Origin of the sequence: Roseateles sp. (assembly GCF_036486225.1) — a bacterium.
Lineage (GTDB): Bacteria > Pseudomonadota > Gammaproteobacteria > Burkholderiales > Burkholderiaceae_C > Roseateles.
Genome location: NZ_DASVNZ010000027.1, coordinates 1 through 15,791, shown reverse-complemented (window position 1 = coordinate 15,791; position 15,791 = coordinate 1). Strand labels below are relative to the sequence as shown.

Here is a 15,791-nt window from a genome sequence, read left to right as displayed (position 1 = left end):
ATGCATCGCCTAGCGAGTCCGAGGTCACCGAGCCTCGGACCGTCGTGGTCATGCGCTTCGAGGTGTTCGACGCCCTCTGCAATGCGAGGGGTCTCGACCAGGACCTCAAGCGCGCACGAGCGCTCGGCATCTCCCACACGACCCTCAGCCGCATCCGCTCCGGCCACCGCAGTGCTGGGGGCAAAGTCATCCGCCGTGCGATCGAACTGCTCGGCGTTCCATACGCAGCACTGTTCGAGGAGCGCGCCGCATGACCACTGCACTGAAGGAGCGGCAGCCCAACTGCCCCGCACCTAAGCCTCCGCCGCCGCCGAAGCCGCCGAAGTTCGACGAGCGGACCGAGCGCGCCATGAAGGCCGGCTGCGACAGCCCGCCGTTCTCGCCCGAGGTGATCGAGACTCTGCGCGGCCTGCTCGCCCCGCACGCGCGGAGGAAGCCGTGACCGTCGTCGCCGTGCTGACCGCTGTCGAAGCCAAGGCCCTCGAGGAGAAGTTCCTCCTGGGCATCGGCGACGCGCAGTCCGCGTACGAGCAGATCGTCGAGCAGCAGGCCTGGACTCCGCTGGGGTTCGACTCTCTCGGCGACTGGTGGGACGCGCGGGTCCGCCCGGTGATGACCGCGCTGTCGATGAAGCCGACCCGCGAGATCGCGGCAGCAGTCATCGAGCAGGTGCGCACCGAGGAAGCCGCGCTTCCTGCTACATGGCGCCGGACCCAGGCTCAGCTCGCCGAGATGGTGGGTGGCGGCCGTGACATGCAGGTTATCCGGCAGAGATCAACATCGGGGGTAAATACCCACGGGGACGATCTTGTCGACCCGGCAGCCGATGAGGTCGGCATCACCGACGCCATCGACGACGTCCCGCTGCCGTTCGACCAGCCCGAGCCAGAGGGTACTCACGAAACGAGTACCCCTGCCATGCCCGAGCTGACCACGGAGCAGAAGCGGGCGAACGCCGAGTTCGTCGCCGCTGTCCGGGAGAGCGCCGAGCGCCAGCAGCAAGAGGTGCTGGAAATGCTCGCCAAGCAGGAGGCCTCGAACGCTTTTGGCCGTGCTTGTGACGGCCTTCTCGCCGCCGTGTCCTACGCCGCGGCGTTCCGTCCGCCGGCGGAGATCCCGGCCGAGCGCATCGACCAGTTCATTACCCGCACGGAGCGGCTTCTTGAGGCCGCCCGCACCTGGAAAGAGCAGACCGCATGAGCAGCGACCGCAGCCTTCAGCTCCGCGCACAGGAGATCATGCAGGCCAACCCTGGTGAGATTGCCGCCGCCGACGCCCTCAAGTTGGCGCTGAACGAGCGGTTCGAGGGTGACACCGCAGCCGCCTACGACTTCGCCTGCCAGGTCATCTCCAAGTCGATGAAGGCGCTGCGCACTGCGGCGTACGAGCTGGACGACAGCCAGGGAATCCTGTTCTCCCTGCCGACGACGATCGTCGTCGACACCGACCGGGGCCCGCTGTACGTCGGCCTGGAGAAGGCGACGCTTGGCCAGGTCAAGCAGTACGCGAAGGCGGGCAAGCAGTATCACGCCGGCCAGGACCTGAAGTTCGGTCGGCTGATCGAGCGCCTGGAGCACCTGAAGGACGCCCCCGCCGACCTGCCGTGGACCGATGCCCGCTCGATGCTGCCCGCCGAGGCGGACGAGGCGGTGCCCGGTGAGGAGTGAGCGGATCAACCTGCCGCTGCGCGAGCTGGTGCGTATCGCCAGCCGCGACGGGTGGAAGTGCCACGTGTGCTCGTTGGGCTTCGAGGTTGGCAACCCGTGGGAGATCGACCACGACATCCCGCGTGCTCGTGGCGGCACGAATCACCTGGTGAACCTGCGACTGGCTCACCGCTCTTGCAACCGCGAGAAGGCTGCCGCATGAGCGAGCCGCTGAAGGTCCTGGTCACCCGGTACCGGTGCCCGCATTGCCCGAAGACGTACGCGCACAAGGCGACGACGGCAAATCACATCGGCAAGTGCTGGTACAGCGCCGACGCCCGCGGGTGCAAGACGTGCGTGCACTTCACGCCGTACTACCGGGACGACCCGGACGACTGCGCGGAGGGTGTGGACCTGCGCGGCACCGAGGTCATCGAGACCGAGGCGGGCCGTAGTCCGGTTGCTGCGCCGCAGTGGGTCAACCCGGGCCCCATCACCGGCTGTGCCAAGTGGCAGGCCAAGACCGATCCGTACGAGGAGTGACCGTGATCGTCGTCAACCACGAGGAGGCCGCGCTGGCGATGCGTCGCCGCGGCAACCCGCACCCCCAGCCGACCAACCCTGAGGCTCCGCCGCCGCCGCGGTAGCCCCACTGACCGGGGCGGGCGGCTTGCCATCCGGGCATCCATTTGTTCCGCCGCCCGCCCTGCAAGACCGGGGGCCACTCGTGGCGACCGCCTCGCTGCACGGCGAGTGGCCCCCACCCCAGACCAGGAAAGCAGCGAGCCCCAGGCGCTAAGGACGCCCAGGGCTCTGACGGACGACGAAGGAGTGACCAACGTGTCCACCGAAAGCAACGCTACCAGCGCCGCCGAGTTGCGCGCCCTGGGCCGCCTCATGCGCTACGCCCGCAGCCAGGGCTACATCTACCACCGTACGACCTCGTTCGGCCGCACGGACTGGACGTGGAGCAAGGCCGGCGAGTGTGTCGTGTCGGCGGAGTCGCTGTTCGAGGGCTGGCTGGTGCTGGTCCGTGACGGGCGGGCGCAGCTGTTCCCGGACTCGGTGCAGCAGTTGGCCGACGTCCTGGTGGCGCTGGGCGTGCTGCCGGTCGTGTTCCGGTCGGGTGCGCGATGACCGCGGCGGCGAACGACCGGTTCCGGATCACGCACCCGGACGGTTCGACGACAGCCCTGAACGATGCCGGCCATGTCGTCGGCTGGACGGAGCGCGGTCTGGCCGGCTGGTCGGCGTTCTGGCACAGCCGTGGCGGCGATCAGCGCCGTTGGGCGGATTCCCCTGAGGCGGCGGCTGAGCTGCTGTTCGCCGGTATCGCCGAGGAGGCGCAGCAGTCATGAGCAACCACACCTCGCACGAACTCGTCGACACCGAGCATTCCGTGCCCGGCCACACGTTCACCGTCGTCTACGTCCACCAGACCCGCAGCATGGGCCTGCACTGCGAGGAAGACGGCTGGTTCGGCGGCAGCTTCCGCCCCGACCGGTGGCGCGACAAGCACATGACCGAGGCGTGGCAGAAGCACCTCGACCACGCCGCGACCGGAGCCGTCATCGAGCACGGCCGCGCCGAGAACGTCACCGAGAAGATCTGCGTCTGCGTGACCTGCTCCATCGCATGGCGGCAGGTGAACCGATGACCGAGACCACCACTGCTCAGACCATGGCCGTTCTCGCCGAGCTGGTGCTCATGGCGACGCGCCACAACCTGCCGATGCCGCTGTACCTGACCGCGAGCGAGAAGAACTCCCAGCTCAACCTGACCCTCAACAACCGGGCCGACCTCGACGCGTGGCACGCGGTGTTCGGTGGCGGCCGGTTGTGGGAGTGCGAGCCGACCGAGGCGATGCCGTCGGTGCTGGTGACGAACATGCACGGCGGTTCGCTGCTGGGCTGGTCGGTGAATCTGCAGGCGAGCATTCAGCCGCCGATCTCGCCGGAGGTGCTGGCTGCGCTGGGTGAGGCTGCCCGTTCTGATGCCGCGACGCTGGTCGCTGAGGCCGTTGCCGTACTGGACGAGCCGAAGGCGCGCCGGTGGCGTGACCGCGACGGCCAGTTCTGGAGCGTCGGCGACGACGAGCTGATCTCGCTGGAAACCGAGCGCGGTCCGTCGCGGCTGTTCGTGTTGGCCACGGTCGAGGAGCTGGCCGAACTGTACGGCCCGCTGGTCGAGGTGACCCCGTGACCATCATGACCCGTCGTGCCGCTGCGCCGACGATCGCGTCCGACAAGCCCGAGACGTGGCAGGAGCAGTCGGTCTGCCGTGAGGTCGATGCCGAGCTGTTCTACCCGCTGGGCGGGGAGGGCGAGCACCGCCGTACTGGCTTCAACCTGGTTCAGGAGCTGGAGGCGAAGAAGGTCTGCGCCCGCTGCCCGGTGTCGCGTGAGTGCCTGGAGTACGCGCTGGGTGCCGGTGACCCGTGGGGGATCTGGGGCGGCCTGAACGAGGCCGAGCGCCGGGACCTGCTGAAGCGGAGGTCGCGCGATGCCCGAGCTGCGTGACGTCCTGTTCGCCCTGTGTGTCGCCGTGGCCGCCGGCTGCACGTACGTCCTGTACATGTACGCGCGCGACTTCCTGATCTGGCACCTGGGCCGTCTGGTGGCTGTCCTGCGGGAGGCGCTGCGGTGAGCCCCGTCTGGTCCCAGATTGCCCTGTTCGGCCTGGTGGCGTTGGCCGTCACCGTCCTGTTGATCGCACTCAAGCGCAGCCCAAGGAGGACCCGATGACGAAGTTCGAGTACGGCGAGCCCACCACCTACGAGATCACGTGGGTCAACGGCCACACCGAGAAGATCCAGGCGCACCAGGTCACCTGGCCGAACAGCATGGCCCTGGCGTTCGGTGGCCGCGACGACCGCAAGCAGCGCATCCAGTTCCACGCCGACATCAACGGGCAGTGGACGCTGCAGCTGTCCGCGTGGGAGGACGACATCCGCACGGTCCGCAACTGCGCGACCGAGGACGTGCACCTGGGCGGTGGGCTGTGAGCCAGATCCTGACCGTCTCCCCGACGCTGGTCCATGACCTGTGGATCGCCGGGGTCACCGCGACCGTCACCGCCGCTGTCTGCTGGTACGTGCAGCGGTTCAAGCGGTTCGCCGTCGATGAGGACAAGGCGATCATCAAGGCCGTTGTCGGCGGCGAGCAGGCGTGGCACGCGGCGCACCGTGAGCGGTTCGAGCGGGCGTACGCATCGCTGGGCGAGCAGCCGAAGACCGCCGAGCCCGCACCGCTGGCCCTGTCGGATCGGTCGCACGCCGACGAGCAGGCCGACCACACCGACACCGACCGCGCCGGCATGTGGCGGGTCCTGGCCGGTCTGGCGCGGGACACGTTCGATGCCGCTGCCCGTGGTGTCGGTGCCGCTGTGGTGTGGCCGGTGAACGCTGTCCGTCGTGCTGCTGCGTCGTGGCGTCGTCGGCGTGACGAGCGGTACCTGATCGGCTCGGGTGAGCAGGCGGTCGACCCGTCCCAGCCGCTGCGTGAGGTGCTGGCCGCGTCGGGCTACGAGCTGGACGAGGAGCCGTCGGAGGCCGAGGAGCGGGAGCTGCTCGACACCGCGTGGGCTGACGCGAACCCGCCGACCAACCCGGCGTACAAGTCCCACCGCTGCCCGTACGGCACGGTCGCCAAGCGCGACTCGGACTACCTGTCGCGGCACACGCACCCGGACTTCAAGACGGGCGCGTACGAGGTCATCAACCCGAACATCCCGGCGCAGCGGACGGGAGGCGAGGCATGAGCGTCAAGCCGACCACCGTGTACGTCATCGCCTGCGACGGGCGCGGCTGCATCTACGAGTTCCAGGACCTGGAGTTCGGCCACACCGTCTCGTGGATGACGGAGAGCGAGGCCATCGACCAGGACGTCAGCTACCAGGAGTGGACGCGGGTTGCTGGCCTGCACTTCTGCGACCAGCCCGGGTGCCAGGAGGAAGCGGCAGCGGAGAAGCAGGCGCTGGCCGCACGTCAGCAGATCCCGCCGCTGCCCGGTCAGCTCGACCTGCTGGCGGAGGTGTCCGCATGAAGGGCGTCTCCGCTCTCGCCGTCGCGTTCGTCGGCGGACTCGTCATCGGCGGGCTCTGCTCGCTGCTCACCCTCCTGGGAGTGATCGCGTCATGGTGAAGCGCAACCTGCGGGACCGGCTCGTCGACTGGACGATCGACCGCATCGCCAGCCTCGACCGGGACGGCGACCTGCCCGCGTGGGTGGACGAGCTCGGCGACTACATCGAGCGCGACGCCATGCACAAGCGGCTGTCGGACGGCGAGGGCGACCAGTGACCGCGACGAAGTTGCACGGCATCGTCGACATGCCGGCCGACGAGTACCACCGGCACGAGGCGCTGTCGTCGTCCGGCGCCCGCAAGCTCCTGCCGCCGTCATGCCCGGCCAAGTACCGATACGAGCGCGACCATGGCCAGCCGCCCAAGGCCGACTTCGACTTCGGCAAAGCCGCACACAAGCGCGTGCTAGGCGTCGGTGAAGACGTCGTCGTGGTTGACGCCGGGGACTACAAGACCAAGGCCGCACAAGAGGCCCGCGACCAGGCGTACGCCGAAGGCAAGGTTCCGATCCTGCCGAAGGAAGACGCCGTCATCGACGAGATGGTCAAGGCGCTGCGTGGTCACCCGATCGCGTCGGTGCTGCTCGACCCGGCCCGTGGTGGCAAGCCGGAGCAGTCCGCTTTCTGGACCGACGCCGAGTCGGGCGTCGACTGCCGGGCCCGGTTCGACTGGCTGCCCGCTCTCGACCGCGGCAGCCGGCTGATCGTGCCCGACTACAAAACCGCGCGCGGCGCCGACTTGGCGTCGATCGGCCGGAGCCTCGACGACTACGGCTACGCACGTCAGGCCGCCTGGTACCTCGACGCTGTCGCAGCGCTGGGATTGGCCGAGTCGGCGGCGTTCGTGTTCGTCGTCCAGGAGAAGACGGCCCCGTACCTGGTGACCGTCGTCGACATCGACGCGACGTCCATGGCTGCGGGCCGCTTCTACAACCAGCAGGCCCGGCGCGTGTTCGCCGAATGCCTGGCCACCGACACCTGGCCCGGCTACGTGCCGGACGGCGAGGTCGGTACCGCTTCCCTGCCCGGATGGGCGCTCAACCGCTACTTCGAGGAGTCCGGCCAGTGACCACATCTGCCCTTGACAAGATCGAAACCCGTGCGCTGGCAGTGCCCGGCGACATCAGTCAGGCCACCGCCGTCGAGCAGGCCCGCGCCATCGCCGAGGTTCAGGCCGCCGTCGTCGTTGCCCAGCAGTGCCCCCGCGACATGCGCCGCGCCGAAGCCGAGATGCGCGACGTGTGCGCGCGGCTGTCCATGGCCGGCCGCGCCTTCTACAAGGTGCCCAACCGCGGCACCGGCCCGTCGGTGCACCTAATGCGGGAGCTCGCCCGCATCTGGGGCAACATCGAATACACGGTCCGGGAGCTGCGACGCGACGACACCGAGGGCGTGTCCGAGGTGCTGGCGTTCGCGTGGGACGTGCAGACCAACACCCGGTCGTCGCGGTCGTTCATCGTTCCGCATGCCAAGATGGTCGGCCGCAACCGGCAGCCGCTGATCGACCTGAACGACATCTACCTGAGCAACCAGAACGTAGGCGCCCGGGCGGTGCGTGAGTGCATCGCGTCGGTGCTGCCGACGTGGTTTACCGAGGCTGCGCAGGAGCTCTGCCGGAACACGATTGAGCACGGTGAGGGCAAGCCGCTCGCCGACCGAATCGCCGACATGGTCGCCGCATACGCGAAGATCGGCGTGACGGTCGACCGGCTGGAGTCGAAGCTCGGCACGAAGCGCGGCCAGTGGACCGGTGCGGATGTCGCCGACATGGCGATCGCGTACACGTCGATCACCCGTGAGGGCCAGGACGCCGAAGAGATGTTCCCGGCCGCGCGCGTGACTGCGGCTGAGATCACGGGCGGTGCCAAGTGACCGACCTCAAGGGCACCGTGTGGTCCGCGACCCGCGACGGCCGCACCACCTACGTCCGCGTCACCGACAACGGCCCGACGCACGCCCACGTCATGGAGTGCGACAACCTCGGCCGGGCCATCTACACCCTCGGCAAGGGCTGGACGACCCGGCAGGTGCAGCTGTCGCACGAGGGCACGCGGGTCAAGGGCCGCAAGCGCGTCGAGGTGCAGGCATGACGCCCCGAACCTGGACGATCACGATCAGCGCGCCCTGCGCCTGGCTCACCGCGAACTCGCGGATGCACCGCATGGCCGAGGCGAAACTCATCAAGCAGTGGCGTCTAGCCTCCTGCCTCGCCGCGCGGTGGGCCAAGCTGCCGACCGGCCTGGACCGGGTCCGTATCGACGCCGTCGCGCACTTCCGTGGCCGGGCTCCGGTCCGGGACTCCGACAACCTGCGGCCGACGTTGAAGGCGGTCATCGACGGGCTCGGCCCGCAGCGGCTGACCAAGCGCGGTGTCGTGCCCGGCCATGGGCTGATCGACGACGACGACGATGCGCACCTTGACGGCCCGTACCTGGTGATCGGGGACAAGCTGCCGCCGTTGACGTACGGCCGTCCGGGCGAGCTCGTGCTGACCATCACGGAGGTGGCGGCATGATCCTGTCCGACGTCAGCCTCCGTGCCGAGCTTGCCGCCGGCACTCTCGTCATCGACCCGCCGCCTGCCGACGAGGCGATCCAGCCCGCGAGCATCGACCTGCACCTCGGCAAGCAGTTGCGCTGGACCTTTGGCGACACCATGGAGCTGAACAAGCGTGAGGTCTGGCTCTCGCCGGGCGTGTTCATCCTCGCCCACACGGCCGAGCACGTGACGATCCCGCGGCACCTCGTCGCACAGCTCAACGGCAAGTCGAGCCTCGGCCGGCTGGGTCTCGCCATCCACATCACCGCGGGGTTCATCGACCCCGGCTTCAGCGGGCAGATCACGCTTGAGCTGCACAACTACTCGCAAGATGCCGTGCGGCTCGACCGCGGGATGCCGATCGGGCAGTTGGTGCTGATGCGGCTGACCGCACCCGCCGAACGCCCCTACGGCAGCGCCGGTCTCGGCTCGCACTACCAGGGACAGACCGGTGCCACACCCTCGGCGGTGACCCGTGCCGCGTAAACAGCACCCGCCATCGGCGCTGATCGCCGACCTCCGCCAGGCCCGTATCGACCAGGGCCTGACGCAGACCGACGTGGCGGACGCCCTGCACGTGGGCCGCAAGCAGGTGTCCGACTGGGAGACCGGCTGGGCTGTGCCACTGGTGACGAGCGCGCAGGAGTGGGCGTCGGTGCTGGGCCGGCGCCTGACGTGGGAGCCGATCGGCGTGGACGTGTCGGCGCTCCTCGGCGAGCTGGACGACGAGCTGTAGATGTCCGAGGTCGAGCGGGCGGAGCTGCTGGCGGCACTACTCGCCGAGCGCTACGGCAGCCCGGCCGAGCTGGAACGAGAGAGAGCGAGAAGACCATGAGCACCAACAAGTCATCGAACAACAGCGCCCCCGGCGGCATCGGCCTGCCCGGAGTCGTCTTCGTCGTCTTCCTGATCCTCAAGCTGGTCGGGGTCATCGACTGGTCGTGGTGGTGGGTGACCGCCCCGCTTTGGGCCAGTGCCCTCATCTGGCTGGCAGTCGTGGTCGGTATCGCACTCGTCGCCCTGGTCGCTGCGGCGGTGAAACGATGAGCACCGACATCCCCGACCTGGACGCGCTGGCCGCACTAGGTCAGGCCGCGACACCCCCGCCGTGGACCGTGGAGCACGAGGGCGGATGCATCATCTTCGGTCCGAACAGCTCGGTTGCCGAGGCGGACCCTGCTGACGCCGTGCTGATCGCGGCGATGCGCAACAACTGGACCGCGCTGCTGTCCGCCCTCACCGCCGCCCGCGCCGAGCTGGACGCGTTCATGCACCCGCGTATCCAGGGCGACGACATGGCAGCCCGCGTCACCTGGCTGGGCGACGAACTGACGAGGGTCGAGGCGGAGCGCGACTTCTGGAAGCGCAAGCGCCACTCCAGTGCCACCACGCCGCAGGCAGACGGCGACGAGCCGTTCGACTGCGCCCCCGAATGCCGGTGCGGAACGAGGGAGCCCGGCACCGCGGCCGAACTGGAACGAGAGAGGAAGCGACCGAGATGACCAGGCCACGACTGCTCGACCTGTTCTGCTGCGAGGGTGGCGCCGCGGTCGGCTACCACCGCGCCGGCTTCGACGTCGTCGGCGTCGACATCGAGCACCAGACGCGCTACCCCTACGAGTTCCACCAGGGCGACGCGATGACCTGGCCGCTCGACGGATTCGACGCCGTCCACGCCAGCCCGCCATGCCAGGACCACTCCGCCCTGTCGACGCTGCACGCAAAGCACGGCACCGCGTGGATGCTCCACGCCACCATCGAACGCCTCACCGCCTGGGGCGGCCCGTGGGTCGTCGAGAACGTCGAGGGTGCCGACATGCCCGGCTCGCTGACCCTGTGCGGCAGCGAGTTCGGCCTGACCGCCCGCACCCAGGACGGCAAGGTGCGGCTGCTCAAGCGGCATCGCCGATTCGTGTCCAACGTCCTGCTCATGGGTGCGGGCGGCTGCCACTGCAGTGCGAGCCGCGGCCGGATCGTCGGCGTCTACGGAGACGGCGGCGGCGGCGCCATGACGCGCGGCTACAAGGGCGATCTGGCCGAATCCCGCGAGGTGATGGGGATGCCGTGGGCGTCGCGTCACGGCGTCTCGCAGGCGATCCCGCCCGCCTACACCCAGTTCATCGGCGAGCAGGTTCTGGCGCACCTGGCGGTGCCGGCATGAGCGTCACCATCGTCCGCTGCATCAACTGCGATCGGTGCGCCACCTGGATCGATGGTGGCGACCCGACCGCTACCGCCTCCAAGATCCGCCGTGTGGCCAAGCGCCGCGGGTGGAGGGTGGCGCTGCCTGGCGGCGAGGACGTCTGCCCCGACTGCATCGCGATGGAGACGTGCACCTGCGGGCCGCACCGTGTCATCGGCGGCGCGATGTGGCACTCGCCTGAGTGCCCGTCGCAGGTGACGCCGTGACCTCCGCTGCCTGTCCGCTATTCGGCGGCAGTACGGCTCGGGCGCTTGGGCGGCTCGCGTCAGGCGGCGTCGGCTCGCCGCTGCTCTTCGGCGCGGATCAGACGGCGCACGTGCTCGCGGTCGTACTCGCTGTCCGCGACCAGGTCGGTGGGGCGTACGCCCTCGTCGTGCGCGGCGATGAGCGCGGTCAGGGTCGCTTCGCGGGCGCGCTCAAGCGCCGCCTCAGCGCGGCGTCGGGCGGCAGCAGCGCGGCGGAGGTTGGCGCGGGCTTCGTCCTTCGTCATGACACCAGAGTATGCCGCACGATCCGGCAACGCGCACCCGCCGGGTTGACCGGCCGCATGAGTCTGCCGCATGATGTGGCATAATTAGCACGTTGACCGATCAGGCACAGCCGATAGGCCGGAGGGCCGACATGGCACGTCAGTCACTGGGCAAGGCGAAGTCGGTCTTCGCCTCGATGCCGTTCTTCCAGACCGATGACGCGCAGCTCAACATGGACCGCGCCGTCCAGGCCGCCGGATACATCGACACCGCCAAGACCGCCGCCAAGCGCTACCGCGAAGCCGTCCTGGCACACCCCGACCTGACGTCCCGGCTCAAGGCGACCTGGGGCTACGAGCACCCCGAGCAGTGGAACGGCTACGTGCCGAGCTACCTCGACTGCGAGGACAACGTCACGACCAGCCCGCACCGGGCCGTGCTCGTCGAGCTGGTGACCGAGGCCCTCAAGCGCAACGACGACTGGCAGGACGGCGACGACGACCGCCTCGCCCATGTCTCGGAGCGGTACATCCGTGCCCCGTGGAAGGAGAGCCAGTACGGCCCCAGCCCGGCCGCCGTAGCGGCGCGCATCGATCGAGTTCTGACCGAAGACGAGGACGACAACTGAAATGACCTGGTTCAAGGTAGACGACTCGCTTCACTCCCACCCGAAAGCCATGGCCGCCGGCCTGGCTCCGATGGGTCTGTGGCTGATCGCCGGATCGTGGTCCAACGCGAACCTCACTGACGGGTTCGTTCCGGACTACATGCTTCCGCGGTTCGCTGAGGGCGCTTCGGAGCACGCCGAGAAGCTCGTGGCCGTAGGGCTGTGGAGGCGGGCGAAGGGCGGCTACCGGTTCCACGACTGGCATGAGTACCAGCCGACGCGCGAATCCCGGATTGCGGAGCGCGAAAAGTGGCGGGACAAGAAGGCCAAGCAGCGGGCCGGATATAACGAGAAGCAGAGTTCAGCCAGTTCAGATGTGGTTGTGTCCCCCGGGGACAACGAGGGGGACTCCCTCGGAGACTCCCCGGGGGATTCCTCGGGGGAGTCCCGCCTATCCCGTTCCCAGTCCCGTTCCCGTAAGAACAACCAACAACCTTCGGTTGTTGGAGGCGCGAAACGCGCCACACGAATCGCAGACGACTGGACACCCAGCCCCGCCCTCGTGGCATGGGCGCAGGAGAAGTGCCCCAACGTCGACGGCCGCTACGAGACGCAGCAGTTCGTCGACTACTGGCGGGCCAAGTCCGGCAAGGACGCCACCAAGCTCGACTGGGACCTCACGTTCCAGACCTGGTTCCGCCGCGCCCAGAAAGACGCCGGCAGCAAGCCGCAGCGCGCAGGAAACCGCCTTGCCGGAGCCGACACCCGCAGCGGAGCAACCGACTGGAACGACCCCAAGAACCTGGAGTTCTGATGGACCTCGGCATCAGCCCCACCGACACCAACTGGCGCATCGCCCGCAACGCCTACGTCACCGACCTACGCATCGCCCGCATCGCCGAGATGTACGCCCTCGCCGAAACCGAACTCGCCGACGTCAAGGCGTGGGCCAAGGCATGGCGGGCCGACCCGAGCCGCTGCCCGTGGCTGCTGCTCGTCGGCCCCGTCGGCACCGGCAAGACCCACGCCGCCATCGCCGCCCTCCGCCGCGCCGTGCTCGTTCCCCGCACCGTCCGGTGGGAGTTCGCGACCTGCGCCCAGATGCTCGACGACCTCCGACCCGGCGGACCCGACGACGCAGACGAGCGCTACATGCGCTGCGACCTGCTGCTCATCGACGACATCGCCATGGTCAAGGCCAACACCGAATGGGCCATCGAGCAGATCTACCGCGTCATCGACACCCGACGCCGCAACAACCGGACCACCGTCATCACCTCCAACGACGTGCCGGCCCGGCTCAAGGAACTACTCAACGAGCAGATCGTGTCCCGCATCGCCCAGAACTGCACCCTCGTCGCGCTCGTCGGAGACGACCGCCGCCGCGCCCCGAAGGAGGCGTGATGATCGCTCACGGCACCACCAGCAGCTACGTCAACCACAAATGTCGCTGCGACCCATGCAAGCGGGCCCAAAGCGAGTACATGCGCACCTGGTCCAAGCGCGCCCGCCAGCGCACCGCAGACCAGATCCCCCATGGCCTTGGCGGCTACAAGAACTACCGCTGCCGCTGCGAGGTCTGCCGAGCGGCATCCACCGAGTACGAGGCCATTCGGCGCGCAAGCCGGTGATGGTCTGCGAGACCTGGCTCGCCCGCGACTTCTTGCGCCGCGCCGGCCGCCCACTCGACATCCCGCCGTGCGGCCACCCGCACGACCGATGCCCACCGATACGCGAAGGAGACCACCAATGGCCACCGCAGTCCTCTCCGATGACGAGCCCGCGTTCCGGCTCGGCCCCGGCCTGTACTACGTCAGCCGAGGCGACGCACCCCAGATGCTCTACCGCCTCGACGCCAGCCACCTGCCCAACGTGCCCCGGCCCGACCGCGACGTCCTGAAAGCGCTCCTGCGCTACGCGTCCGACGGCCTCGACGAGCAGAGCTGACCTCCGTTGGGCGCGGCACGACCAGGCCGCGCCCACCCACCGCCGACCGAGAGGGACCCGCCATGACCGACCTGCCCCTGTGGGCCATCAAGCTCATCGCCGGACTCGCCAAGTACGACGACGAACACCCCAAGCTGTTCGCCCAGTACGCGGGCAGCGCCGACTACCAAGCCGCCGACTGCCCCTGCCGCCTGCTCTGCGCCGTCCCCAACGACGTCATCGCCTACGCCCGAGGCTTCGCCGCAGGACAAGACCACGCGAGCAGTGTCGGCGGGACCGGGACCAGCAGCGAGGAGCAGGCATGAGCGACGCCATCGACGCAGCAGCACTCGCCATGTACGGCACACCCCGCCTCGCCGAACGCAACCGCGACATGGCCGAACGCGCCATCAGCGCGGCCGAGGCGATCATCCGGGCAGACGAGCGCGCCAAGGTCGGCGAGGACATCGCGAAGGCCATCGAGGACGCGCACATCGACTGGGCACTCGACTGCCTGTGCGGAACCAGGTGCGCGGCCATCGCGCGCCAGCATGCCGCAAACCGGCCTGAGAGCCACGGAGACGCCACAGAAGCCCCTCGCGAAGGGAGCGCCAACCACCAAGGGCACAACGGGGCGCAGGAGGCCGTGGGATGAGACGCCTCGACCACCTGCGGGTCACCGTCCGATGGCACCTCAAACAACGCCGGCCACGACCCGCCCACGTCGACACCATCGACCACCTCGTCAGCGCAGCCCACAACATCCTCGCCATCGCCCTGCTCATCGCCATCGGAGGCTGAACGTGACCGACCAGCTCGCCCAGGCCGAACACCTCTGCGCCGTCTGCAAACGGCGCCAGTACGAGCGCGCCCAGGTGTGCAACCCCTGCCGACGCTGGCTCGCCGCAGACCTCGGCCAGATCGCCGGACTCTCCCTCCTCCTGCCCGCAGCCGTCGCGCCGGCCAACGGCATTGAGGGCGGGATGCCGATCCGGATCACCGCCGTCGACCTCACCCTCACCAACGCCAGCACCGAACCCATCCACGACGACCGCGGCGACCAGATCGGCGAAGTCCCCATTCGCGGCCGGCTCGGCAGCTGGGTCCGCGAGTGGATCGAAACCCGTGGCATCGGCGAACGTGAACCCGTGCCCACCATCCCGGTCCTCGTTTCGTGGCTACTCGTGCGCCTGCCCGACGAATGCGACCACCACCCCGCCATCGGCGACTTCGCCCGCGAGATCCGCGAACTCCTCGCCACCATCCGCCGCGTCCTCGCCATGGAGAAGCCGCAAACCGTCCGCTACGGTGCCCCATGTCCACGCTGCGGCACGAAGACGCTCAAGAGGGCAGTCGGGGCCGAGTGGATCGAATGCGGCGACTGTGGACGCCTCTGGGGCGAGGAAGACTACGCCGATCTCGTCCGCGATACCGTGCCAGCCGACAAGCTCCTCACCGCGGCTCAGGCGGCCACGATGCTCGGCGCCACACGCGACGCGATCTACAAGCGTGTGCGCCGCGGCATCCTCCGCCCCGACATCGGCCCATGGGGCGGAATGCACTTCTGGAAAGCCGACATCGTGTTGAGTTGAAACGTGCGTCGATCTTTGTCTACACTGGTCCGCAGTAGGTGAACTATGCCCGAAGCCCCGCTCCCGGATCACCGGTCGAGCGGGGCTTCAGTATTGGAACGTGAACCCGGTGTCGAAGCCGAAGGCGATGCCGTAGAACGCGCATCCAAGGCAGCAGATGATGATCGGCGACAGGACCAGCAACACCAGGACCCACACTGCCGTGTTCGACTGCTTGACCACGATCGGACGCTGAGACATCCGCCCAGCATGCGCCACCAGCGCAATCACCCACATCCGCTGGGAGGGCGCGCATCATGGCCGGAACGTGGAAGCGAGACCCCACCAGCTGGCGCACCACCCCGCGGCCCAAAGGCTGGAAGAACCTCCGCACCCAGGTCATCGCCAGGGATGGGGGTAGGTGCACGTGGGTCGATGGAATTTTTGACGGGGGTACCTGGCGCAACGGAGCCCATCCGAAAAGGTGCCCCACCCCCGGCACGGACGTCGACCACATCGGCGACCCCACCGACCACAGCCCGCCCAACCTCCGCCTCCTCTGCGGACACCACCACCGAGGACGCACCGCACGCCAAGGCGTGGCCGCACGACAAGCGAAGGCCGCCACCACCACCTCGGAGCGAACACGCAGGCATCCAGGACTGCGGCCGTGAACCACGAACAGCGAAGCGATGGCCGTCACCCTGCGTAGGGGTGGGGGGTGCCCCCGACCGGATCCCAAAGGCCCC

At 68.8% G+C, this 15,791-nt stretch carries 37 protein-coding genes; 35 read left to right on the top strand and 2 right to left on the bottom strand.

Features of this window, described 5'->3' with window-relative positions; all coding sequences use genetic code 11:
* Positions 1 to 50 precede the first annotated feature (50 nt).
* The 26 genes from VF536_RS02725 (at position 51) to VF536_RS02600 (ending at position 10,674) form a co-directional block, all read left to right on the top strand.
* Positions 51 to 254: a helix-turn-helix transcriptional regulator gene (locus tag VF536_RS02725; RefSeq protein WP_331613291.1), complete on the top strand. Its 204-nt coding sequence runs from the start codon at positions 51 to 53 to the stop codon at positions 252 to 254.
* The gene (locus VF536_RS02720) at positions 251 to 442 is read left to right on the top strand and encodes a hypothetical protein (protein ID WP_331613250.1); all 192 of its coding nucleotides are present in this window, start codon (positions 251 to 253) and stop codon (positions 440 to 442) included. Before VF536_RS02725 ends, VF536_RS02720 begins: the two co-directional genes overlap by 4 nt.
* The gene (locus VF536_RS02715; protein WP_331613249.1) at positions 439 to 1,200 is read left to right on the top strand and encodes a hypothetical protein; all 762 of its coding nucleotides are present in this window, start codon (positions 439 to 441) and stop codon (positions 1,198 to 1,200) included. Before VF536_RS02720 ends, VF536_RS02715 begins: the two co-directional genes overlap by 4 nt.
* Positions 1,197 to 1,667 (top strand): hypothetical protein, encoded by a 471-nt coding sequence (locus VF536_RS02710; RefSeq protein WP_331613248.1) that lies wholly within the window; start codon positions 1,197 to 1,199, stop codon positions 1,665 to 1,667. The genes VF536_RS02715 and VF536_RS02710 overlap by 4 nt, the downstream gene beginning before the upstream one ends.
* A complete protein-coding gene (locus VF536_RS02705; RefSeq protein WP_331613247.1) occupies positions 1,657 to 1,869 on the top strand; it encodes an HNH endonuclease in 213 nt (70 codons plus the stop codon). Before VF536_RS02710 ends, VF536_RS02705 begins: the two co-directional genes overlap by 11 nt.
* Positions 1,866 to 2,189, top strand: coding sequence for a hypothetical protein (locus VF536_RS02700; protein WP_331613246.1), 324 nt, complete (start codon positions 1,866 to 1,868; stop codon positions 2,187 to 2,189). Before VF536_RS02705 ends, VF536_RS02700 begins: the two co-directional genes overlap by 4 nt.
* Positions 2,190 to 2,486: 297 nt before the next feature.
* The gene (locus VF536_RS02695) at positions 2,487 to 2,783 is read left to right on the top strand and encodes a hypothetical protein (protein WP_331613245.1); all 297 of its coding nucleotides are present in this window, start codon (positions 2,487 to 2,489) and stop codon (positions 2,781 to 2,783) included.
* Positions 2,780 to 3,004: a hypothetical protein gene (locus tag VF536_RS02690; RefSeq protein WP_331613244.1), complete on the top strand. Its 225-nt coding sequence runs from the start codon at positions 2,780 to 2,782 to the stop codon at positions 3,002 to 3,004. Before VF536_RS02695 ends, VF536_RS02690 begins: the two co-directional genes overlap by 4 nt.
* Positions 3,001 to 3,303 carry a hypothetical protein gene (locus VF536_RS02685; protein WP_331613243.1) on the top strand — a complete coding sequence of 101 codons (303 nt, stop codon included), beginning with the start codon at positions 3,001 to 3,003 and terminating at the stop codon, positions 3,301 to 3,303. The genes VF536_RS02690 and VF536_RS02685 overlap by 4 nt, the downstream gene beginning before the upstream one ends.
* On the top strand, positions 3,300 to 3,848 hold the full coding sequence (locus VF536_RS02680) for a hypothetical protein (RefSeq protein ID WP_331613242.1): 549 nt from the start codon (positions 3,300 to 3,302) through the stop codon (positions 3,846 to 3,848). Before VF536_RS02685 ends, VF536_RS02680 begins: the two co-directional genes overlap by 4 nt.
* A 5-nt stretch (positions 3,849 to 3,853) precedes the next feature.
* Entirely contained in the window at positions 3,854 to 4,165 is a 312-nt protein-coding gene (locus VF536_RS02675; RefSeq protein WP_331613290.1) for a WhiB family transcriptional regulator, read from the top strand.
* Positions 4,149 to 4,292 (top strand): hypothetical protein, encoded by a 144-nt coding sequence (locus VF536_RS02670; RefSeq protein ID WP_331613241.1) that lies wholly within the window; start codon positions 4,149 to 4,151, stop codon positions 4,290 to 4,292. The genes VF536_RS02675 and VF536_RS02670 overlap by 17 nt, the downstream gene beginning before the upstream one ends.
* 94 nt (positions 4,293 to 4,386) lie before the next feature.
* Positions 4,387 to 4,650 carry a hypothetical protein gene (locus VF536_RS02665; protein WP_331613240.1) on the top strand — a complete coding sequence of 88 codons (264 nt, stop codon included), beginning with the start codon at positions 4,387 to 4,389 and terminating at the stop codon, positions 4,648 to 4,650.
* Positions 4,647 to 5,405 (top strand): hypothetical protein, encoded by a 759-nt coding sequence (locus VF536_RS02660; RefSeq protein WP_331613239.1) that lies wholly within the window; start codon positions 4,647 to 4,649, stop codon positions 5,403 to 5,405. The genes VF536_RS02665 and VF536_RS02660 overlap by 4 nt, the downstream gene beginning before the upstream one ends.
* The gene (locus tag VF536_RS02655) at positions 5,402 to 5,689 is read left to right on the top strand and encodes a hypothetical protein (RefSeq protein WP_331613238.1); all 288 of its coding nucleotides are present in this window, start codon (positions 5,402 to 5,404) and stop codon (positions 5,687 to 5,689) included. Before VF536_RS02660 ends, VF536_RS02655 begins: the two co-directional genes overlap by 4 nt.
* A 91-nt stretch (positions 5,690 to 5,780) precedes the next feature.
* Entirely contained in the window at positions 5,781 to 5,945 is a 165-nt protein-coding gene (locus VF536_RS02650) for a hypothetical protein (RefSeq protein WP_331613237.1), read from the top strand.
* 11 nt (positions 5,946 to 5,956) lie between these two features.
* Complete coding sequence (locus VF536_RS02645) at positions 5,957 to 6,796, top strand: PD-(D/E)XK nuclease-like domain-containing protein (RefSeq protein ID WP_331613236.1); 840 nt, start codon at positions 5,957 to 5,959, stop codon at positions 6,794 to 6,796.
* A complete protein-coding gene (locus tag VF536_RS02640) occupies positions 6,793 to 7,599 on the top strand; it encodes a hypothetical protein (RefSeq protein WP_331613235.1) in 807 nt (268 codons plus the stop codon). The genes VF536_RS02645 and VF536_RS02640 overlap by 4 nt, the downstream gene beginning before the upstream one ends.
* Positions 7,596 to 7,817 (top strand): hypothetical protein, encoded by a 222-nt coding sequence (locus VF536_RS02635; protein WP_331613234.1) that lies wholly within the window; start codon positions 7,596 to 7,598, stop codon positions 7,815 to 7,817. Before VF536_RS02640 ends, VF536_RS02635 begins: the two co-directional genes overlap by 4 nt.
* Complete coding sequence (locus VF536_RS02630; protein ID WP_331613233.1) at positions 7,814 to 8,242, top strand: hypothetical protein; 429 nt, start codon at positions 7,814 to 7,816, stop codon at positions 8,240 to 8,242. The genes VF536_RS02635 and VF536_RS02630 overlap by 4 nt, the downstream gene beginning before the upstream one ends.
* Positions 8,239 to 8,751, top strand: a complete 513-nt coding sequence (gene dcd / locus VF536_RS02625; protein ID WP_331613232.1) for a dCTP deaminase — start codon at positions 8,239 to 8,241, stop codon at positions 8,749 to 8,751. Before VF536_RS02630 ends, dcd begins: the two co-directional genes overlap by 4 nt.
* Positions 8,741 to 9,001, top strand: coding sequence for a helix-turn-helix transcriptional regulator (locus VF536_RS02620; protein WP_331613230.1), 261 nt, complete (start codon positions 8,741 to 8,743; stop codon positions 8,999 to 9,001). The genes dcd and VF536_RS02620 overlap by 11 nt, the downstream gene beginning before the upstream one ends.
* A 95-nt stretch (positions 9,002 to 9,096) precedes the next feature.
* Positions 9,097 to 9,312, top strand: coding sequence for a hypothetical protein (locus VF536_RS02615; RefSeq protein ID WP_331613229.1), 216 nt, complete (start codon positions 9,097 to 9,099; stop codon positions 9,310 to 9,312).
* Entirely contained in the window at positions 9,309 to 9,767 is a 459-nt protein-coding gene (locus VF536_RS02610) for a hypothetical protein (RefSeq protein WP_331613228.1), read from the top strand. The genes VF536_RS02615 and VF536_RS02610 overlap by 4 nt, the downstream gene beginning before the upstream one ends.
* Positions 9,764 to 10,426 (top strand): hypothetical protein, encoded by a 663-nt coding sequence (locus tag VF536_RS02605; RefSeq protein WP_331613227.1) that lies wholly within the window; start codon positions 9,764 to 9,766, stop codon positions 10,424 to 10,426. Before VF536_RS02610 ends, VF536_RS02605 begins: the two co-directional genes overlap by 4 nt.
* The gene (locus VF536_RS02600) at positions 10,423 to 10,674 is read left to right on the top strand and encodes a hypothetical protein (RefSeq protein WP_331613226.1); all 252 of its coding nucleotides are present in this window, start codon (positions 10,423 to 10,425) and stop codon (positions 10,672 to 10,674) included. The genes VF536_RS02605 and VF536_RS02600 overlap by 4 nt, the downstream gene beginning before the upstream one ends.
* A 59-nt stretch (positions 10,675 to 10,733) precedes the next feature.
* Here the strand turns inward: VF536_RS02600 and VF536_RS02595 are convergent, their stop codons facing one another.
* Positions 10,734 to 10,958, bottom strand: a complete 225-nt coding sequence (locus tag VF536_RS02595) for a hypothetical protein (protein WP_331613225.1) — start codon at positions 10,956 to 10,958, stop codon at positions 10,734 to 10,736.
* Positions 10,959 to 11,089: 131 nt separating this feature from the next.
* Between VF536_RS02595 and VF536_RS02590 the strand changes: the two genes are divergently transcribed.
* From VF536_RS02590 to VF536_RS02550, 9 genes are all read left to right on the top strand, one after another.
* Positions 11,090 to 11,566, top strand: coding sequence for a hypothetical protein (locus VF536_RS02590; RefSeq protein WP_331613224.1), 477 nt, complete (start codon positions 11,090 to 11,092; stop codon positions 11,564 to 11,566).
* 1 nt (position 11,567) lies between these two features.
* The gene (locus tag VF536_RS02585; RefSeq protein WP_331613223.1) at positions 11,568 to 12,359 is read left to right on the top strand and encodes a hypothetical protein; all 792 of its coding nucleotides are present in this window, start codon (positions 11,568 to 11,570) and stop codon (positions 12,357 to 12,359) included.
* The gene (locus VF536_RS02580; protein WP_331613222.1) at positions 12,359 to 12,949 is read left to right on the top strand and encodes an ATP-binding protein; all 591 of its coding nucleotides are present in this window, start codon (positions 12,359 to 12,361) and stop codon (positions 12,947 to 12,949) included. The genes VF536_RS02585 and VF536_RS02580 overlap by 1 nt, the downstream gene beginning before the upstream one ends.
* Positions 12,949 to 13,176: a hypothetical protein gene (locus tag VF536_RS02575; RefSeq protein ID WP_331613221.1), complete on the top strand. Its 228-nt coding sequence runs from the start codon at positions 12,949 to 12,951 to the stop codon at positions 13,174 to 13,176. Before VF536_RS02580 ends, VF536_RS02575 begins: the two co-directional genes overlap by 1 nt.
* Before the next feature lie 118 nt (positions 13,177 to 13,294).
* On the top strand, positions 13,295 to 13,492 hold the full coding sequence (locus VF536_RS02570) for a hypothetical protein (protein ID WP_331613220.1): 198 nt from the start codon (positions 13,295 to 13,297) through the stop codon (positions 13,490 to 13,492).
* A gap of 62 nt (positions 13,493 to 13,554) precedes the next feature.
* Complete coding sequence (locus VF536_RS02565; RefSeq protein ID WP_331613219.1) at positions 13,555 to 13,797, top strand: hypothetical protein; 243 nt, start codon at positions 13,555 to 13,557, stop codon at positions 13,795 to 13,797.
* Complete coding sequence (locus VF536_RS02560) at positions 13,794 to 14,126, top strand: hypothetical protein (RefSeq protein ID WP_331613218.1); 333 nt, start codon at positions 13,794 to 13,796, stop codon at positions 14,124 to 14,126. The genes VF536_RS02565 and VF536_RS02560 overlap by 4 nt, the downstream gene beginning before the upstream one ends.
* Complete coding sequence (locus VF536_RS02555) at positions 14,123 to 14,272, top strand: hypothetical protein (protein WP_331613217.1); 150 nt, start codon at positions 14,123 to 14,125, stop codon at positions 14,270 to 14,272. Before VF536_RS02560 ends, VF536_RS02555 begins: the two co-directional genes overlap by 4 nt.
* Before the next feature lie 2 nt (positions 14,273 to 14,274).
* Positions 14,275 to 15,063, top strand: coding sequence for a hypothetical protein (locus tag VF536_RS02550; protein ID WP_331613216.1), 789 nt, complete (start codon positions 14,275 to 14,277; stop codon positions 15,061 to 15,063).
* Between the two features lie 87 nt (positions 15,064 to 15,150).
* Here the strand turns inward: VF536_RS02550 and VF536_RS02545 are convergent, their stop codons facing one another.
* Entirely contained in the window at positions 15,151 to 15,303 is a 153-nt protein-coding gene (locus VF536_RS02545; protein WP_331613215.1) for a hypothetical protein, read from the bottom strand.
* Positions 15,304 to 15,791 lie beyond the last annotated feature (488 nt).

Excerpts from the sequence above, each read along its gene's own strand:
- VF536_RS02725 (WP_331613291.1), top strand. The coding sequence starts at position 51 with ATGCGCTTCGAGGTGTTCGACGCCCTCTGCAATGCGAGGGGTCTCGAC.
- VF536_RS02720 (WP_331613250.1), top strand. The coding sequence starts at position 251 with ATGACCACTGCACTGAAGGAGCGGCAGCCCAACTGCCCCGCACCTAAG.
- VF536_RS02710 (WP_331613248.1), top strand. The coding sequence starts at position 1,197 with ATGAGCAGCGACCGCAGCCTTCAGCTCCGCGCACAGGAGATCATGCAG.
- VF536_RS02700 (WP_331613246.1), top strand. The coding sequence starts at position 1,866 with ATGAGCGAGCCGCTGAAGGTCCTGGTCACCCGGTACCGGTGCCCGCAT.
- VF536_RS02690 (WP_331613244.1), top strand. The coding sequence starts at position 2,780 with ATGACCGCGGCGGCGAACGACCGGTTCCGGATCACGCACCCGGACGGT.
- VF536_RS02685 (WP_331613243.1), top strand. The coding sequence starts at position 3,001 with ATGAGCAACCACACCTCGCACGAACTCGTCGACACCGAGCATTCCGTG.
- VF536_RS02680 (WP_331613242.1), top strand. The coding sequence starts at position 3,300 with ATGACCGAGACCACCACTGCTCAGACCATGGCCGTTCTCGCCGAGCTG.
- VF536_RS02675 (WP_331613290.1), top strand. The coding sequence starts at position 3,854 with ATGACCCGTCGTGCCGCTGCGCCGACGATCGCGTCCGACAAGCCCGAG.
- VF536_RS02670 (WP_331613241.1), top strand. The coding sequence starts at position 4,149 with ATGCCCGAGCTGCGTGACGTCCTGTTCGCCCTGTGTGTCGCCGTGGCC.
- VF536_RS02665 (WP_331613240.1), top strand. The coding sequence starts at position 4,387 with ATGACGAAGTTCGAGTACGGCGAGCCCACCACCTACGAGATCACGTGG.
- VF536_RS02655 (WP_331613238.1), top strand. The coding sequence starts at position 5,402 with ATGAGCGTCAAGCCGACCACCGTGTACGTCATCGCCTGCGACGGGCGC.
- VF536_RS02650 (WP_331613237.1), top strand. The coding sequence starts at position 5,781 with ATGGTGAAGCGCAACCTGCGGGACCGGCTCGTCGACTGGACGATCGAC.
- VF536_RS02630 (WP_331613233.1), top strand. The coding sequence starts at position 7,814 with ATGACGCCCCGAACCTGGACGATCACGATCAGCGCGCCCTGCGCCTGG.
- dcd (WP_331613232.1), top strand. The coding sequence starts at position 8,239 with ATGATCCTGTCCGACGTCAGCCTCCGTGCCGAGCTTGCCGCCGGCACT.
- VF536_RS02615 (WP_331613229.1), top strand. The coding sequence starts at position 9,097 with ATGAGCACCAACAAGTCATCGAACAACAGCGCCCCCGGCGGCATCGGC.
- VF536_RS02610 (WP_331613228.1), top strand. The coding sequence starts at position 9,309 with ATGAGCACCGACATCCCCGACCTGGACGCGCTGGCCGCACTAGGTCAG.
- VF536_RS02605 (WP_331613227.1), top strand. The coding sequence starts at position 9,764 with ATGACCAGGCCACGACTGCTCGACCTGTTCTGCTGCGAGGGTGGCGCC.
- VF536_RS02600 (WP_331613226.1), top strand. The coding sequence starts at position 10,423 with ATGAGCGTCACCATCGTCCGCTGCATCAACTGCGATCGGTGCGCCACC.
- VF536_RS02595 (WP_331613225.1), bottom strand. The coding sequence starts at position 10,958 with ATGACGAAGGACGAAGCCCGCGCCAACCTCCGCCGCGCTGCTGCCGCC.
- VF536_RS02590 (WP_331613224.1), top strand. The coding sequence starts at position 11,090 with ATGGCACGTCAGTCACTGGGCAAGGCGAAGTCGGTCTTCGCCTCGATG.
- VF536_RS02585 (WP_331613223.1), top strand. The coding sequence starts at position 11,568 with ATGACCTGGTTCAAGGTAGACGACTCGCTTCACTCCCACCCGAAAGCC.
- VF536_RS02580 (WP_331613222.1), top strand. The coding sequence starts at position 12,359 with ATGGACCTCGGCATCAGCCCCACCGACACCAACTGGCGCATCGCCCGC.
- VF536_RS02575 (WP_331613221.1), top strand. The coding sequence starts at position 12,949 with ATGATCGCTCACGGCACCACCAGCAGCTACGTCAACCACAAATGTCGC.
- VF536_RS02570 (WP_331613220.1), top strand. The coding sequence starts at position 13,295 with ATGGCCACCGCAGTCCTCTCCGATGACGAGCCCGCGTTCCGGCTCGGC.
- VF536_RS02565 (WP_331613219.1), top strand. The coding sequence starts at position 13,555 with ATGACCGACCTGCCCCTGTGGGCCATCAAGCTCATCGCCGGACTCGCC.
- VF536_RS02560 (WP_331613218.1), top strand. The coding sequence starts at position 13,794 with ATGAGCGACGCCATCGACGCAGCAGCACTCGCCATGTACGGCACACCC.
- VF536_RS02555 (WP_331613217.1), top strand. The coding sequence starts at position 14,123 with ATGAGACGCCTCGACCACCTGCGGGTCACCGTCCGATGGCACCTCAAA.
- VF536_RS02545 (WP_331613215.1), bottom strand. The coding sequence starts at position 15,303 with ATGTCTCAGCGTCCGATCGTGGTCAAGCAGTCGAACACGGCAGTGTGG.